The sequence below is a fragment of the Bradyrhizobium sp. UFLA05-112 genome, from assembly GCF_053572325.1.
Window position 1 is genome coordinate 42,265 of sequence record NZ_JBANBK010000041.1, and the last position, 13,740, is coordinate 56,004.

Sequence of the window (13,740 nt, forward strand, 5' to 3'; positions counted from 1 at the left end):
ATGTCAGGCGATCTTGCCGACGATCTTGGTCATTTCCGCGCCCGAAAACGCGCGTAGAGTCTCCGTGCGGACATTGCCGAGTGCGCCAACACTGACGCTGAGCGACATCGCCGCCGCCTCATCTGGAGCCTCGAGAAGGGTCACAAAGTCATATCGCCCTTGCGTCCAGACCAGCTCCTTCACGGTCACGCCGAATGTCTTCGCCATTTCCTTGAATGCGTCGGCCCGCTTCGGCGAATCCTTGACGTTCCGGATTCCCTGATCAGTAAAGTTTCCCAGCACGACATAGGCCACCATGGTCGTCCTCCCTGGTTAGAACCCAATACAAGTCTCGCATGAGGAAACCGCGGCCGAGCTTGCCACAGCGGCTGACATGCCGCCACCTGCCCATTGGGGAACGTCAGCGGGCGTGACTTATCGGGTCAGGACGAGGGCCGCGCAAAGCTGAGTTCGTGGCCATCGGGGTCGGTGAGATGGAAGTAGCGCTCGCCCCATTCGGCGTCTCGTGGCGCGGTTGACGGCTGCCATCCGGCGGCGAGCGCGCGCTGGTGGATGGCATCGACGTCGGCGACGTAGAAGATGACGCGGCCCCACCAGGACCAGCGCTTGTCCTCGGGCTGGGCGATCAGGTTGAGATAGCCGGGGCCGGCGCGGAAGCTCGTGAACGCCTGGGCTTCGCCGCCGTGCAGGACGTCGAAGCCCAACGAACGGTAAAAGCCGACGGCACGTGCCATGTCATGGGTGGCGAGGGTAATGGCACTGATGCTCTCGATCATGGTGGCGCTCCCGATGGACTAAATCTGTTAGAGCGGGGATGAAACGATTGACGATGGTCAATGTTTCGCCTTGCGGGAGAAACGGAACATCCAACAGGCGGGAGGTCTTGATGCGAATGCCTACAATGCCGGATGGCGCGTTACCGAAACCCGGAACGGCCGACGCGATCGCGCTCGGCTGCACCTGCGCCGTGATCGCCCATGACTCCAAGACGGATGAGCTGGAGCCGTCCGGGATGCTGGTCGCCCCTGACGCGAATTGCCCGGTTCACGGGACGGCGGCCCAGCTCGAGGAGCATGATTGAGACCGCCGCCTTGCCGCCCTTTCGGCGCATCGCAACGCTGGCGATTTGCGACCTCGTGTCCGATGAATTGCAAGAATTAAACTGGGCACTGCAACATCAACGGCGCTGACGGAAATTACGAATTGGACGCGCCGAGCAAATCACGAACTATTTGTAATTAAGAACGCAACAATTTAACCAACGAGGTATCGAAATCTGGAAGACGGCCAGACTAACAGGCTTTAAAGTCAGCGACTTCCGGATGCACTCTGGCTTTTCACTGCCGAGAGAAGCAACGCGACTTCGCGGAATGCTCTTTTACGGTCCGCGTACAAAATACATTGGAACGTGGTCAGATGACCCGCCCCAATGATTCTTTCAGGGCTCTCCTGTGTGCTCATCGTTGAAGATGAGTACTTTCTCGGAGATGATCTCACGCCGGCCGTACGGATTCAAGCATTGCGGATTTCGGATGGCACATCATTAGGGCTCACTTCATGGCAATTGCCGTACGTGCAGTCCGATCGAAGGAAGCATTCTAGCCACGACCCATCAGCCTGCTTTAGCCATTTGATCGGCGGTTTATTGCAACCCGCAACTCGGTCAATTACAGCATTCATTCCTGGCCCCGACAGAGAGGTCCTCGCACTTGCCTTTTTTGCCTTCTTTGCACCGCGCTTTTTCACCTTCTTGGCCATCATTGTCCTCCGTTCAAAATTTTCCTTCTGGAAGAGGGGATTGATCCTATTGTCCTAGTGCGCTTTTGAAGCCAGTCGTAATGCCGCTGGTTAGCTGCGAAGCAATATGCGTGCTTTCACCGATCGGGATTAAGAAATTTCCGCTCTGTGTTGTGTCGAGCGGCGCGAAGGTGACGACGAGGTCATGCTTGCGATTCCGCAAAGCCGACAGCAAATTGCCGCTTTGATTGAACGTCGCTCTCACAAGTTTCCATGCGGGAGTAATGCTCCCGCTAGTGTCGATTTCGAAAGTTACTTGATGCGAAAGAACGTTCTGCTTGCCGACGCTTGTGATTTGCCCGGTCGCAACACCGTTGACCATCGCATCGAGCCATTCTGCCAATTTCAGGTCGCTCTGGATCAGCAATGAATCGGTTGGTGCCGTGGTGTCACGCTCGCATTTTCCGTTTGGGCCCAAATAGAGTTCGCTCACTTTGTAATAGAAATTCACTTTATCGACGCGAGTTGCATCTGCTGATCCGTTAAATGCGCCGCTCAAAGTGAATATTGAAGAAGGTGGCGACGGGGGCAACCAGAGAGCGGTTGGATTGGCCGTCGACTTCTCTTCGAGTTGGATAGTGAGAGCGACTTGGGCGCCCCACTTGCGCAAGAAGAGAGCATCAAACGAACTTGCTCTCGCATTGAGAACCTTGGTGACTGCATCCTCAAGTTCGCAATGAACGCTCCGAACGATTGCCTGCACCAAGGCATTGTTGGAGGCATACGACCCGCCGTTCGGAAAGTCTCGGATCTCCGGGACCCGCAACCCACAACCCGCGAGCACGCAACTGGCGGCTAGTGCAATCAAATTGATTCCGGGCCTCAACATGCTGCTTCCCCCGGGATAAAAATCTACGTGTGTAGGCCTCCGCGAGGCGCTAAAGGCCCCTTGCTTCCAACCAACTTCAAAATCAACCCAAAATGGGCGGTTGTTATCGAGCGCCTTTCGACCTAAGCGCGCAACACGTAAAAGTTGGCTTGGATAGTTTTTTGAATGTCCTGTTGTAAGCCCGCAACAGCATGCGCGATCGTAGCTAAATTCTTGGCGCCTGAGGAATTTGCTACAAATATCATCAGATGTGCATATTTTCCGGTGCCTTGGATCCCAGATCGAGCTCCACGCCGAGATCACGCATCTTCGCATTTATCGCTTGAATGGCGGCGCGGCGGCTTTTCTGCGCGGCGGTCACATCAAGACCCGGTGCCGGATTTTGGGGAAGGTCATCCATAATGCGATCGTGATTTATGAGCGGTTTGAAACGCAAGTTGTCGAGCTCAGGACCCGTTATTCCCAACACTTCACTGGAGATAGAGATCAGCTCCTGAAGGCGCATTCTTATCTTTTGAAGGGCCTCTAGGTCACGCGCGAGCCCTGCGTTTGTGAACTTATTCAGGAGGTCTTCCCAAACGTGATACGTTACTAGGAAAGTATAGAGGCCGTGCGCCCAGCTGGACTCCGTGCTGCCATAAAAGGCCCGACGAACAAGCAGCTTCCGTGCGAAGTTTATCGCCTCAGCCCTCTTCATCTCCGCCTTGGCAGACATTTCGACCGCGACTTGGAACGCCGGGTCACGGTAAATATCGCGCCCGACTGGCAACCTGATCGTGCCGTTTGGCAGACCGATGTCTACTACGTTAAACGTGCCGGCATTTTTGGCGCGATTAAACCTGAGGATCTCCAGATTATACCGAACTCGGCGATTGCTGAATGTTGAATCGAAGTGAACTATGTTGAAGCCGGCGTCATCGCCACCGTGCCCGGTCGAGGAAGGACACGAGAGGACGTAAAGGTCTTGCCAGAAGTCTTCGTCTTCTTCGGCTCTCGCATAGAGATGACGCGGGATTGAATAGCGGGTGAGACCTTGAACGTGCCGATGCCCGTGAAGAATGAGGGTGGATTGAACTGAAATTGCTGCCGATAAAAAAGTGGCGGGACTCATGAGGTACATGAGTGGCTCGTCGGGTATTCCGAGGACCGTCTTCCCTTCTCCAGCCGCCTGCGGCAAGGGATGGTGGTGAAGAGCTAAGACGCGCATCACCGCAAGCTCTTGGCTCACCCTTTGTGGGGTAGCCACTTTCAGGCCAAGTGCAAGATTGAGCGAATTTGCGACTATTGCGTTATATGTAGCTTGCTCAATCCCACCCATCGCAGCCAAGCTCGCCGCATTCGAGTCAAGAAGGACTAGATCAAGCCCCGAGTTTGGATAGTAGTGATTCTCCGAATGACGAGGTAGAGACAGCTCTTGATATATTTCGTCGTTCTTGAACACGATGCCGTTCATCTTCACATCATGGTTGCCAGCGATTGCTCGAATGTCGGTGAATGCCCCGGTTGCTTTGAATTTTTCGATCGCGCTCTTCGCCTCTTTGAAGGCATTCGACGAAGGGCTATCCACCAAGTCGCCTGTGATTAGCAGGATGCGGTCAGGCGCATCTGCAAATGCCCGCATCTTGTCTTGTATGCTGGAGGCTAGAACGTCGATGGCGCCTGAGTATTTGCCCTTCCCATCGAGGTGAAGGTCGGAAATTTGCACGATAACAAACGATCGACCCGTCATAACCAGCCTCCCAATAAGGTCTCCGCAGCAAACAACCTTCCGCACTCAATCTAAATCTCGCTGCAACGAGCAGCCTGTGTCTGGCGGTCAAGAAGCCGATAGCTACATGCCCCGACCTTCAACTATCGGTTTCGCCATCGCGCGCAGTAAACCGCCGAAATGCGTGGCAGGATAGCTCACGTTCGCTTGAACTGTAGCTCCCCTTTCGGCTATTAGTGGCTTGCGCAGCGGAGCAAATTCGGAGCAAAATCAAATCGCTCCCAAAATTCCGTGAGCAATATCAATGCGGTCCCGTAGCTCAGCCGGATAGAGCGGCGGTTTCCTAAACCGTAGGTCGGATGTTCGAGTCATCCCGGGATCGCCACTCTCACTTTGTCCAGCCCGCAGTCGTTCAGAGGTAAGGCGCGTCTTTTCGGCTTCATCGCTCGATCGACACGTTTGATCGCCTGGAATTCGCACTGCGATGCGGTTTGCGTCACCGGCGCAAAAATTGCTACAGCGAGCGGAGCAGCCCTTGCGCCCTGGCCCGCGCCCGCGGGTCGCCATGCCTCATTGACCCACCCGGAGATGACGATGCCTTTTGACTTGATCCTGCGCGGCGGACGGGTCGTTGACCCCTCGCAGAAGCTCGACGCGGTGACGGATGTCGCGTTTTCGGGCGGCAAGGTCGCGGCGATCGGCAGCGGGCTCAAGGCGGATCCGGGCACCGATGTGCGCGACGTTTCTCGCTACATCGTAACTCCCGGCCTGATCGATTTGCACACCCATGTCTATTGGGGCGGCACCTCACTCGGCATCGATGCCGAGGAGTTTTGCCGTCTCTCCGGCGTCACCACCGCGATCGACACCGGCAGCGCCGGCCCCGGCAATTTTGCCGGCTTTCGCAAGCATGTGATCGAGCCGAGCCAGGTCCGCATCCTCGCCTATTTGCACGTCTCGCATGCCGGCATCTTCGGCTTCTCGCACAAGGTGATGGTCGGCGAGAGCGAGGAGCTGCGGCTGATGAACCCGATCGATGCCGCCAAGGTGGCGGATGCCAATCGCGACCTCATCGTCGGGATCAAGGTGCGCGTCGGCCTGCACGCCTCGGGTACTTCGGGGATCGTGCCGCTCGACATCGCGCTCGAAGTGGCCGAAGAGGTCGGCATGCCCCTGATGGCGCATATCGACCATCCGCCGCCGAGCTATGAAGAGGTGCTCGCGCGGCTGCGCCCGGGCGACGTGCTCACCCATGCCTTCCGGCCGTTCCCGAATACGCCGGCGACCGCGCAAGGCACGGTCAAGAAGGTGGTGCTGGAGGCGCGCGAGCGCGGTGTGATCTTTGACATCGGCCACGGCAAGGGTTCGTTCGCCTTCAAGACCGCCCGCGCGATGCTGGCGAACGGTTTCTATCCGGACACCATCTCCTCCGACATTCATTTGCTCTGCATCGACGGTCCGGCCTTCGATCAGGTGACGACCATGTCGAAATTCTTGTGCATGGGGATGTCGCTGTCCGACGTGGTCGCTGCCTCGACCGTCAACGCCGCGATGGCGCTGCGCCGCCCCGAGCTCGGCAGCCTCAAGGTAGGCAGCGTCGGCGACGCCACGCTGATCACGGTTCGCGAAGGGCAGTTCGATTATGTCGACGTTGTCGACGAGCACCTGACGGGTAGCCAGAAAATCGTGTCCGAGGGCGTCGTCATCGGCGGCCGTTGGTGGCATCCGAAGTAGGGTGAGATTTTCGCCTCTCCCCGCAAGAGCGTGGCGAGGAGCGAAGCTCATTCATTCTTGTCCACATTCCAGAACATCGGCGTAGCCGGGCCGTCGATCACGCCGGTGAGCGATTTGCGCCATGCGCTCGGCGCCTGGAATTGGCCGAGCGGGACGTAGATCACCTGATCGTAGGCCTCCTTCTGCACCTCGAGCGCGATCTTCTTCTGCTCTTCCGGCGAGGTGGCGCGGGCAAAGGCGTCGCGCAGTTGCTCGAGCTTGGGATCCTCGGACCAGCCGAACCAGCCACCCTCCTTGCCCTTGCCGACCATCGCGCCATTGACGAGCGGGTTCATCGAGTCGGCGGCGCCCTGGTAGGTGAAGAACATGTTCCAGCCGCCTTCCTTCGGCGGCTTCTGGTTGGCCCTGCGGGTGACCACGGTCTGCCAGTCCATCGCCTGAAGATCGACCTTGAAGCCGGCCTCGCGCAGGAGCTGTGCGACCACGATCGGCTGGGCTTTCAGCAGGATCTGATCGCCCGGCGCCAGGATCACGACGGGCGTGCCGTCGTAGCCGGACTCGGCCAAGGCCTTCTTGGCTTCCGCCATGCCGTTGCCCTTGATCAGGCTCTCGCCGCCCTCGTCGCTGGCGAACGGGGTGTCACAAATGAAGAATGCGCCGCAGAGCTTGTAGTATTTGGGGTTGCCGATCTGCGCATCGAGCACGTCCTTCTGGTTGATGGCGAGCATCGCGGCGCGGCGGATCTTCACATTGTCGAACGGCGGATGCAGGAAGTTCATCCGGCCGAATGATTGGAAGCCGAATTTGTTCAGGATTGCGATGTTGATGTCCGGGTTGGACTCGAGCACAGGCAGCAGGTCGAACGGCGGCGTTTCAACGAAATCGACATCGCCGGATTGCAGCGCGTTGAGCGCGGTCTGGGCGTCCGGCATCGTCAGCCACTCGACACGGTCGACCTTCACCACCTTGCCGCCCGATGTCCATTCGGCCGGCTCCTTGCGCGGCACGTAGTCGGTGTTCTTTTCGTAAACGGCTTTCACGCCGGGCTGGAATTCGGCAGCCACGAACCTGAACGGGCCGGAGCCGATCTGCTCCGGAATCTGTTTGCTGATCGGGGTCTCCGCAAGTCGCTTGGGCATCATGAAGGCGCAGATCGACGATGGCTTGGCGATCGTCTCCAGCACGAGGCCATAGGGCTCCTTCAGCTTGAGGACGATCGTTTTGGCGTCGGGAGCCTCGATGCCTGCCGTGAAGTCCATCAGCTTGCGCGCCATGCCGTCGACGCTCACGCCCCAGCGTTTCAGCGAGGCGACGCAGTCCTCTGCCGTCACCGGCGCTCCGTCGTGCCATTTCAGGCCGTCGCGCAACGTGAATGTGTAGGTCAGCTTGTCCGCGGAGATCGTCCAGTCGGCCATCTGCGGCCGCACCTTGAAGCTGGAGTCGATGCCGAGTAGCGTATCGTAGACCATGTAGCCATGGTCGCGGGTGATGATGGCCGTCGTAAAGCCGGGATCGGTGACGCGAAGGTCCGATTGCATTACCGCAGTCAGGACCTTCTTTCCGCCCGCGGCAGATGCAAGCGACGTCCATGCAACGGGAAGTGCCGATGGCGCAACAGCCGCAAGCTGAAGCAGTTTCCGGCGCGAGACGTGAACCATTCGCTGTTCTCCTGACCTGACGCAAACGAAACCAGATGGCGGCTGCCGATAGGGCAGCGTATGGCGGGGAGCCACACGTGACAAGCAGGGTTGCTTCCACCGATCTGAATTCGTTTGCGACCAAGCAAGGGCCGTGCCGCCGGAGCCGGCGGCGCGAGCAGTTGCCGAAGGTCGTCTCGCTTTTGACGGACGCGCGTCAGTCCCGTCCTGCTTCCATGATCGCTCGCGCCAGCCGGGCCGGATCGGAGAAGCACAATTCATGGCTGCCCGGCACCTGAAGCAGGCGGAACAGCCCGAGCTTCTCCGACAACCGCGGATGCCAGGGATAGCCGTGCGGCAGCGCAGTATCCTCGGTGCAGTTGATGTAGGACTTCGCCAGTTGCATCTCGGCCGGGTTGGTCTTCAGCGCGACCTTGTCGCTGAACGTCTTGAGCGGATGCGGATTGAGGATATCGTAGGCCTTCCGGGCCAGTTCGAGATCGGCATCGTTGATGAATGCCTCGCGCCAGATCGGGAATGGCAGCACCACGGAGCCGTCACCGCGCTCGGCGGCAATCGCCTCGAACAGGCCGAGATAGTGCGGCGGCACCATGTCGTTGAGCGACTCGCCGTTGTTGGGGACGAAGGCATTCCAGTAGATCAGCCGGCGGATGCGCTCCGGCACGAGGTCGGCGACCCCCGTGATCACCATGCCGCCATAGGAGTGGCCGAGCAGGATCACGTCCTTCAGATTGTTCTCGGCAAGATAATCGGCGATGGACTGGATCGCCTCCTGGAGCCCTGTGGTCTTGGCGTCGCCCGGCCGGTTGCCCCTGATCGTGGGGGTATGGACGGTGTGGCCGGCGGCACGAATGGGGGCGGCGACGGGCTCAAGCTCGGCTCCGGTGTGCCAGGCGCCGTGGACGAGGACGTAGGTCGACATATTGTAGCTCCTCCGCAAGGATGGTTAGATCGGCGCGGCAATCACCGGCCAAAACCTTGCCGACTGAACGTCGGTCGTTGCCTTTGTTGCAGCCATATTGAGCCGGCCGGGGATCGGTCCGCTTGGCTGGCGCTGAACCGGATTGGTCTCGGAGCGAACTGATGGAGCAGGTCAATCCAGCAAGCCGGCCGCGGCACTTCGTCTGGAATACGGCCGAGGCGCGCCCGGCCGAGCAGTTTTCCTTCTACCGTGAGGCGATCTGCCAGGCGTTCATGAACCTGACGCCGGAATCGGCGACGACGTCGTATTTTCCGGCAAAGGTGGAGACGATCAGGTTCGGCGCCGGCGCGGTCAACCGCGTGGTGTTTCCCGAGCATACCGTGCATCGCTCGCGCAGCGATATCGCGGCCTCGAACGAGAGCTGCTTCTATCTCAACTTCAAGCTCGCCGGCCGCTGCCGCATCGTGCAGGGGGATCGCGACGTCAGCCTGTCGCGCGGCCAGGTCGGCATCTGCGACAGCGACCGCGAGGTGAGGTTGCTGCATGACCGCGGCCCGACGTTGGAGGTCGCTTCGTTCTGGGTGCCCTCGCGCGCGCTGCGCGACCGCCTGCCGCCGGGCTTCGATTTCGAAGCCGAGCGCGTCTCCGATGATCCTCATGTCGGCCATCTCATCGTCGGGACGGCGCGCGCGCTCAACGCCGGCGCCTTGCGAATGACTGAGGAGGACAGCGTGCGCCTGTTTGGCGTGCTGCTCGATCTCGTGGCGCTCAGCTTGTCGCGCCGCTCGCGCGCGCAAGTCGCGGAAGCGGCGAGCTTTGCGGATGCCACGGTGCTGGCGCTGCGCCGCGCCATCCACGAGCGACTGCGCGAGCCAGGGCTGACCGTTGCGGCGGTCGCGGGTGCCGTCGGCATCAGCGAACGCTATGTGCACAAGCTGTTCGAGCGTTCCGGTACGACGTTCTCCGATTACATCATGGAGCGCCGGCTCGACGGCGCCGCGGCAGATCTGCGAGATCAGGCCGTGGCAGGTCGCGAGATCGGCACGATCGCGTTCGACTGGGGCTTTTCGGACCTCTCCCACTTCACGCGGCGCTTCAAGCAGCGCTTTGGTTGTCGGCCGCGCGACTGGCGCAACTCGTGAGCGGATGCGATAGGGCTACAGCGACCGCGCGATCAACAGCTTCATGATCTCGTTGGTGCCGCCATAGATCTTCTGAATGCGGGAATCGATGAAGATGCGCGAGATCGGATATTCCTGCATGTAGCCATAGCCGCCGAACAGCTGGAGACATTCGTCGGCGGTCTCGACCTGCTTTTCCGAGCACCAGTATTTCGCCATCGAGGCGGTGACGGTGTCGAGATCCCCGGCGACCAGGCGCTCGACGCACCAGTCGACGAAGACGCGGGCGATCATCGCTTCGGTCTTGCGCTCGGCGAGCTTGAACGCGGTGTTCTGGAATTCGAGCAGCGGCTTGCCGAAGGCGGTGCGCTCCTTGGTGTAATCGGCGGTGAGTTTGACGGCGCGCTCCATCGAGGCAACGGCGCCGACCGCGAGCGCGAGGCGCTCCTGCGGCAGTTGCTGCATCAGTTGCACGAAGCCTTGCCCCTCTTCGTTGCCGAGCAGGTTTTCCGGCGGCACCGTAACGTTGTCGAAGAAGAGCTCCGAAGTATCGGAGGCATGCAGGCCGATCTTGTCGAGGTTGCGCCCGCGGCGATAGCCGTCCGCGCCTGCGGTCTCAACCACGATCAGCGAGATGCCCTTGGCACCAACCTCGCCGGTGCGCGCGACGACGATGACGAGGTCGGCGGCCTGGCCGTTGGTGATGAATGTCTTCTGGCCGTTGATGACGTAGGAGTTGCCCTGTTTCTTCGCCGTGGTCTTGACGCTCTGCAGGTCCGAGCCAGTGCCCGGCTCGGTCATGGCGATGGCGCCGACCATCTCGCCCGAAGCCATCTTCGGCAGCCAGCGCTGCTTCTGCTCCTCCGACCCGTAATTGAGGATGTAGTGCGCGACGATGGCGCTGTGCACGGAGACGCCGGTCGTTACCTCCGGCACCGTGCTCTCGATATCCTCCAGCACCGCGGCATCGTAGGCGAAGGTCGCGCCCAGGCCGCCATAGGCTTCGGGCACGCTCGGCAACAGCGCGCCCATCTCGCCGAGCCCGCGCCAGGCCGAGCGGTCGACCATCTTCTGCGCACGCCACTTCTCGGCGTGCGGCGCGAGGTCCTTGGCGAGGAACTTCCGGAACTGGTCGCGGAAGATTTCGAGCTCTTCGGTCATCCAGGAGGAGCGGTAGGACATGAAAACTCCGGTCGGCGGTGCGACTGTTTTTGGTACTCCGGTGAAGGCGGGCAATTATTGTGTTTTCAGGCTGCGCCGGTGGCGCTACCAAGGCAACCGGATTCGAGCCTTTGGGGGTGTGTGATTTTGACCGCCGAAACGACTGAGCTCAAGACCACCGAGCTCAAGATTGATATCGACCGCGCGGGCGCCGTCTCCGCACTGTTGACGATGCCGGACAAGCCGCGCGCCTGCTACGTCTTCGCGCATGGCGCGGGCGCGGACATGCGGCATTCGTTCATGGAGAAAGTCGCGGCCGGTCTCGCCGATCGCGGCATTGCGACGCTGCGCTACAATTTTCCCTACATGGAGAAGAAGCTGGGACGGCCCGACACGCCGATGATCGCGCACGCTGCCGTTCGAACGGCGGTCGAGGAAGCGGCGCGGCTCTGCGCCGGTCTTCCGCTATTTGCCGGCGGAAAATCGTTCGGCGGGCGCATGACCTCGCAGGCGCAGTCCAAGGCGCCGCTGCCCGGTGTGCGCGGGCTCGCCTTCCTCGGCTTTCCGCTGCATGCCGACAACAAGCCTTCAATTGAGCGCGCGGCTCATCTGTCTGGAATAGAGATCCCGATGCTGTTCCTGCAAGGCACGCGCGACCGGCTCGCCGATCTCCGCTACCTCGAACCCGTGATCGAGGGGCTCGGCCCGAAGGCCAGGCTGCACGAGGTCGCCGGCGGCGATCACTCCTTCGCGGTGTTGCGGAAGTCCGGCCGCAGCAATGAGGAGGCGATGGAAGAGGTGCTCGATACGCTCGCGGCGTGGATCAACGAGTTCGTCTGAGCCTTCGCGCGGTCATCCGGCATAAAGCCCTTTGTCGCGCGCCTTCTGGATCGCGAGCGCTGCGATCAGGTCGAGCGACGGCGTCGAGAGGCCTGCGGCGTGGGCAAAGGCGGCCGGGGCCTTCACTAGCACGTCGATCTCCATGGCGCGGCCGAGCTCGTAGTCCTGGAGCAGCGACGGCTTGTGATTGGGCGCCGGGCCGCTCCGCGTCATGCGCTTGACCTCGGGGATGTAATGCTGCGCGATCTCGTTGGCCTCGTTGAGCAGGCGCGGAATGACATCCGTGAAGGCGGGGTCGTTGCGCACGCCGCGCGCAGTCAGGCCCGTGAGCAGGCACAGCACCGTCAGCGACATGTTGGTCAATAGCTTTGACCAGATCGCCTCGCGGATGTCGGAGACAGGCGGTGATTCGAGTTTTGCGTCGTTCAGGGCCGTGCGGAGCTGCGCGATGCGCTCGCTGTTGCGGTCGTCGCACTCACCGACCAAGAGCCGGTTGCGGTCGGCCGAGAGGTTTTCGACGATGCCGGGTTCGACCACCTCGTTGGAGGAGAACACGACGCCGCCGATGATCCGCTCTTTCGCGATCGCCTTGCGAAGCCGCGCACCGGGATCGAGGAAGGCGAGGTCAGGTGGGGCGGGGTGCCGCGGCGGTAATCCGATATTGTACCACCAGGGAATGCCGTTCTGTGCGAACACGATCGCGGTCTCTTCGCCAAGCAACGGGGCGATGCCGGTGACGAGGCCCGGCAGGCCGGTTGCCTTCAGGGTAGAGATCACGACGTCCTGCGGCCCGAGCAGAGCCGGATCGCCGGAGGCGCGGACCTTGGCACAAACTTCCGCCTCGCCGACGCGCAGCTTCAGCCCGTTGGCGCGCGCTGCCTCCAGATGCGGCCCGCGCATGACGCAGGAGACCTCATGGCCGGCGCGTGCAAGCCGCACCGCAAGGTGGCTGCCGACGGCACCCGCGCCGAAAATGCAAATACGCATGATATGACCGCCCCGTCCCGAGGATTGATCTTTGGCTCGCGCCGACGGACAGCATGGCACAAGCCGCCATGCGATGGGCGCGACCGCCTCCCCGCGGAAAGTGATGGATCAAGGGACGCGGCCACGGTCATAGTGCGTGGCCTGACAAAGAATAATGCCGAGAGGACCGCCCATGCCGGCCAGCCCTGTCTTGTGGACCTTTGACGAGCGCGGGGTCGCGACCGTCACGCTCAATCGACCCGAGGTCAACAATGCCTATGACGGAGCGTTGATATCAGGCGTGCTCGCCGCGATGGACGAACTGAGCGGCAAACCCGATTTGCGCGTCGTGGTGCTCAGGGGCAACGGCAAGCACTTTCAGGCCGGCGCCGACCTCAAATGGATCAATTCAGTGCGGCCGCAATCGCCTGAAGCGAACGAGGCGGCCTCGCGGGCGACGTTCGAGGCGGTGCAGCGGCTGAACACGCTGCCGATCCCGACCGTGGCGCTCGTGCAGGGCGGCTGCTTCGGCGGCGGCACCGGCGTGATCGCGGCGTGCGACGTGGTGATCGCGGCCGACAATGCGCTGTTCTCGATCACCGAGGTGCGTTGGGGCCTGACCGCTGCAATCATCATCCCGCAGCTCTGCGACGCCATCGGCGTGCGTCAAGTTCGCCGTTACGCGCTGACCGGCGAGCGTTTTGGCGCCGATGAGGCGCGCCGCATCGGCCTCGTTCATGACGTCGTGCCGCTCGCCGAGCTGGAGGCCGCCGGCGCGAAAGTGGTCGAGCAGTTGCTCGCCAATGGGCCGGAGGCGATGGCAGAGACCAAGCGGCTCGCGCTGGAAAGCTCGTTCGGCGGGATGAGCGTCAATGACGCCGCCTATGCGCGCCTCGTTCATCTGCATTCGCTCAAGCGCCAGAGTGCAGAAGCGGCGGAAGGGCTGGCGTCCTTTGCCGAGAAGCGCGCGGCGAAATGGAGCGGCAAGGCCTGAGGGATCGTTG

General features: G+C 61.2%; 13 protein-coding genes and 1 tRNA gene. 6 read left to right on the forward strand and 8 right to left on the reverse strand.

The genetic code is table 11. The features are described 5' to 3' along the window. Positions 1–3: 3 nt before the first annotated feature. Entirely contained in the window at positions 4–297 is a 294-nt protein-coding gene (locus tag SO180_RS23180; protein ID WP_449381148.1) for a GYD domain-containing protein, read from the reverse strand. Positions 298–422: 125 nt separating this feature from the next. Next, complete coding sequence (locus SO180_RS23185) at positions 423–776, reverse strand: VOC family protein (RefSeq protein WP_449381149.1); 354 nt, start codon at positions 774–776, stop codon at positions 423–425. A gap of 110 nt (positions 777–886) precedes the next feature. Between SO180_RS23185 and SO180_RS23190 the strand changes: the two genes are divergently transcribed. Then, positions 887–1,081 (forward strand): hypothetical protein, encoded by a 195-nt coding sequence (locus SO180_RS23190; protein ID WP_449381150.1) that lies wholly within the window; start codon positions 887–889, stop codon positions 1,079–1,081. A gap of 723 nt (positions 1,082–1,804) precedes the next feature. Here the strand turns inward: SO180_RS23190 and SO180_RS23195 are convergent. Then, complete coding sequence (locus SO180_RS23195) at positions 1,805–2,626, reverse strand: hypothetical protein (RefSeq protein WP_449381151.1); 822 nt, start codon at positions 2,624–2,626, stop codon at positions 1,805–1,807. Positions 2,627–2,870: 244 nt separating this feature from the next. Then, positions 2,871–4,355: a metallophosphoesterase family protein gene (locus SO180_RS23200; RefSeq protein WP_449381152.1), complete on the reverse strand. Its 1,485-nt coding sequence runs from the start codon at positions 4,353–4,355 to the stop codon at positions 2,871–2,873. A gap of 287 nt (positions 4,356–4,642) precedes the next feature. Here SO180_RS23200 and SO180_RS23205 point away from each other — a divergent pair. Both SO180_RS23205 and SO180_RS23210 read left to right on the forward strand, forming a co-directional pair. After that, positions 4,643–4,719: transfer RNA gene (locus SO180_RS23205), tRNA-Arg, on the forward strand. A gap of 209 nt (positions 4,720–4,928) precedes the next feature. After that, positions 4,929–6,068, forward strand: coding sequence for an amidohydrolase/deacetylase family metallohydrolase (locus SO180_RS23210; RefSeq protein WP_449381153.1), 1,140 nt, complete (start codon positions 4,929–4,931; stop codon positions 6,066–6,068). 47 nt (positions 6,069–6,115) lie between these two features. Here SO180_RS23210 and SO180_RS23215 read toward each other — a convergent pair whose 3' ends face one another. Next, complete coding sequence (locus SO180_RS23215) at positions 6,116–7,726, reverse strand: ABC transporter substrate-binding protein (protein WP_449381154.1); 1,611 nt, start codon at positions 7,724–7,726, stop codon at positions 6,116–6,118. A gap of 196 nt (positions 7,727–7,922) precedes the next feature. Further along, positions 7,923–8,648, reverse strand: coding sequence for an alpha/beta hydrolase (locus tag SO180_RS23220; protein ID WP_449381155.1), 726 nt, complete (start codon positions 8,646–8,648; stop codon positions 7,923–7,925). 161 nt (positions 8,649–8,809) lie between these two features. Here SO180_RS23220 and SO180_RS23225 point away from each other — a divergent pair, with 161 nt between their 5' ends. Continuing rightward, entirely contained in the window at positions 8,810–9,790 is a 981-nt protein-coding gene (locus tag SO180_RS23225) for a helix-turn-helix domain-containing protein (protein WP_449381156.1), read from the forward strand. Positions 9,791–9,805: 15 nt separating this feature from the next. Here the strand turns inward: SO180_RS23225 and SO180_RS23230 are convergent, their stop codons facing one another. After that, positions 9,806–10,951, reverse strand: a complete 1,146-nt coding sequence (locus SO180_RS23230) for an acyl-CoA dehydrogenase family protein (RefSeq protein ID WP_449381157.1) — start codon at positions 10,949–10,951, stop codon at positions 9,806–9,808. A 126-nt stretch (positions 10,952–11,077) separates the two neighbouring features. Between SO180_RS23230 and SO180_RS23235 the strand changes: the two genes are divergently transcribed. Then, a complete protein-coding gene (locus SO180_RS23235) occupies positions 11,078–11,770 on the forward strand; it encodes an alpha/beta hydrolase family protein (RefSeq protein ID WP_449381158.1) in 693 nt (230 codons plus the stop codon). A gap of 12 nt (positions 11,771–11,782) precedes the next feature. On the opposite strand, the gene SO180_RS23240 is transcribed toward SO180_RS23235, so the two are convergent. Continuing rightward, the gene (locus tag SO180_RS23240; RefSeq protein WP_449381159.1) at positions 11,783–12,757 is read right to left on the reverse strand and encodes a ketopantoate reductase family protein; all 975 of its coding nucleotides are present in this window, start codon (positions 12,755–12,757) and stop codon (positions 11,783–11,785) included. 172 nt (positions 12,758–12,929) lie between these two features. Between SO180_RS23240 and SO180_RS23245 the strand changes: the two genes are divergently transcribed. Then, positions 12,930–13,730, forward strand: a complete 801-nt coding sequence (locus SO180_RS23245) for an enoyl-CoA hydratase-related protein (protein ID WP_449381160.1) — start codon at positions 12,930–12,932, stop codon at positions 13,728–13,730. Positions 13,731–13,740 lie beyond the last annotated feature (10 nt).

Coding starts and splice junctions, on each gene's coding strand:
- SO180_RS23210 (WP_449381153.1), top strand. CDS start 4,929: ATGCCTTTTGACTTGATCCTGCGCGGCGGACGGGTCGTTGACCCCTCG.
- SO180_RS23240 (WP_449381159.1), bottom strand. CDS start 12,757: ATGCGTATTTGCATTTTCGGCGCGGGTGCCGTCGGCAGCCACCTTGCG.
- SO180_RS23230 (WP_449381157.1), bottom strand. CDS start 10,951: ATGTCCTACCGCTCCTCCTGGATGACCGAAGAGCTCGAAATCTTCCGC.
- SO180_RS23220 (WP_449381155.1), bottom strand. CDS start 8,648: ATGTCGACCTACGTCCTCGTCCACGGCGCCTGGCACACCGGAGCCGAG.
- SO180_RS23215 (WP_449381154.1), bottom strand. CDS start 7,726: ATGGTTCACGTCTCGCGCCGGAAACTGCTTCAGCTTGCGGCTGTTGCG.
- SO180_RS23180 (WP_449381148.1), bottom strand. CDS start 297: ATGGTGGCCTATGTCGTGCTGGGAAACTTTACTGATCAGGGAATCCGG.
- SO180_RS23190 (WP_449381150.1), top strand. CDS start 887: ATGCGAATGCCTACAATGCCGGATGGCGCGTTACCGAAACCCGGAACG.
- SO180_RS23195 (WP_449381151.1), bottom strand. CDS start 2,626: ATGTTGAGGCCCGGAATCAATTTGATTGCACTAGCCGCCAGTTGCGTG.
- SO180_RS23200 (WP_449381152.1), bottom strand. CDS start 4,355: ATGACGGGTCGATCGTTTGTTATCGTGCAAATTTCCGACCTTCACCTC.
- SO180_RS23185 (WP_449381149.1), bottom strand. CDS start 776: ATGATCGAGAGCATCAGTGCCATTACCCTCGCCACCCATGACATGGCA.
- SO180_RS23245 (WP_449381160.1), top strand. CDS start 12,930: ATGCCGGCCAGCCCTGTCTTGTGGACCTTTGACGAGCGCGGGGTCGCG.
- SO180_RS23225 (WP_449381156.1), top strand. CDS start 8,810: ATGGAGCAGGTCAATCCAGCAAGCCGGCCGCGGCACTTCGTCTGGAAT.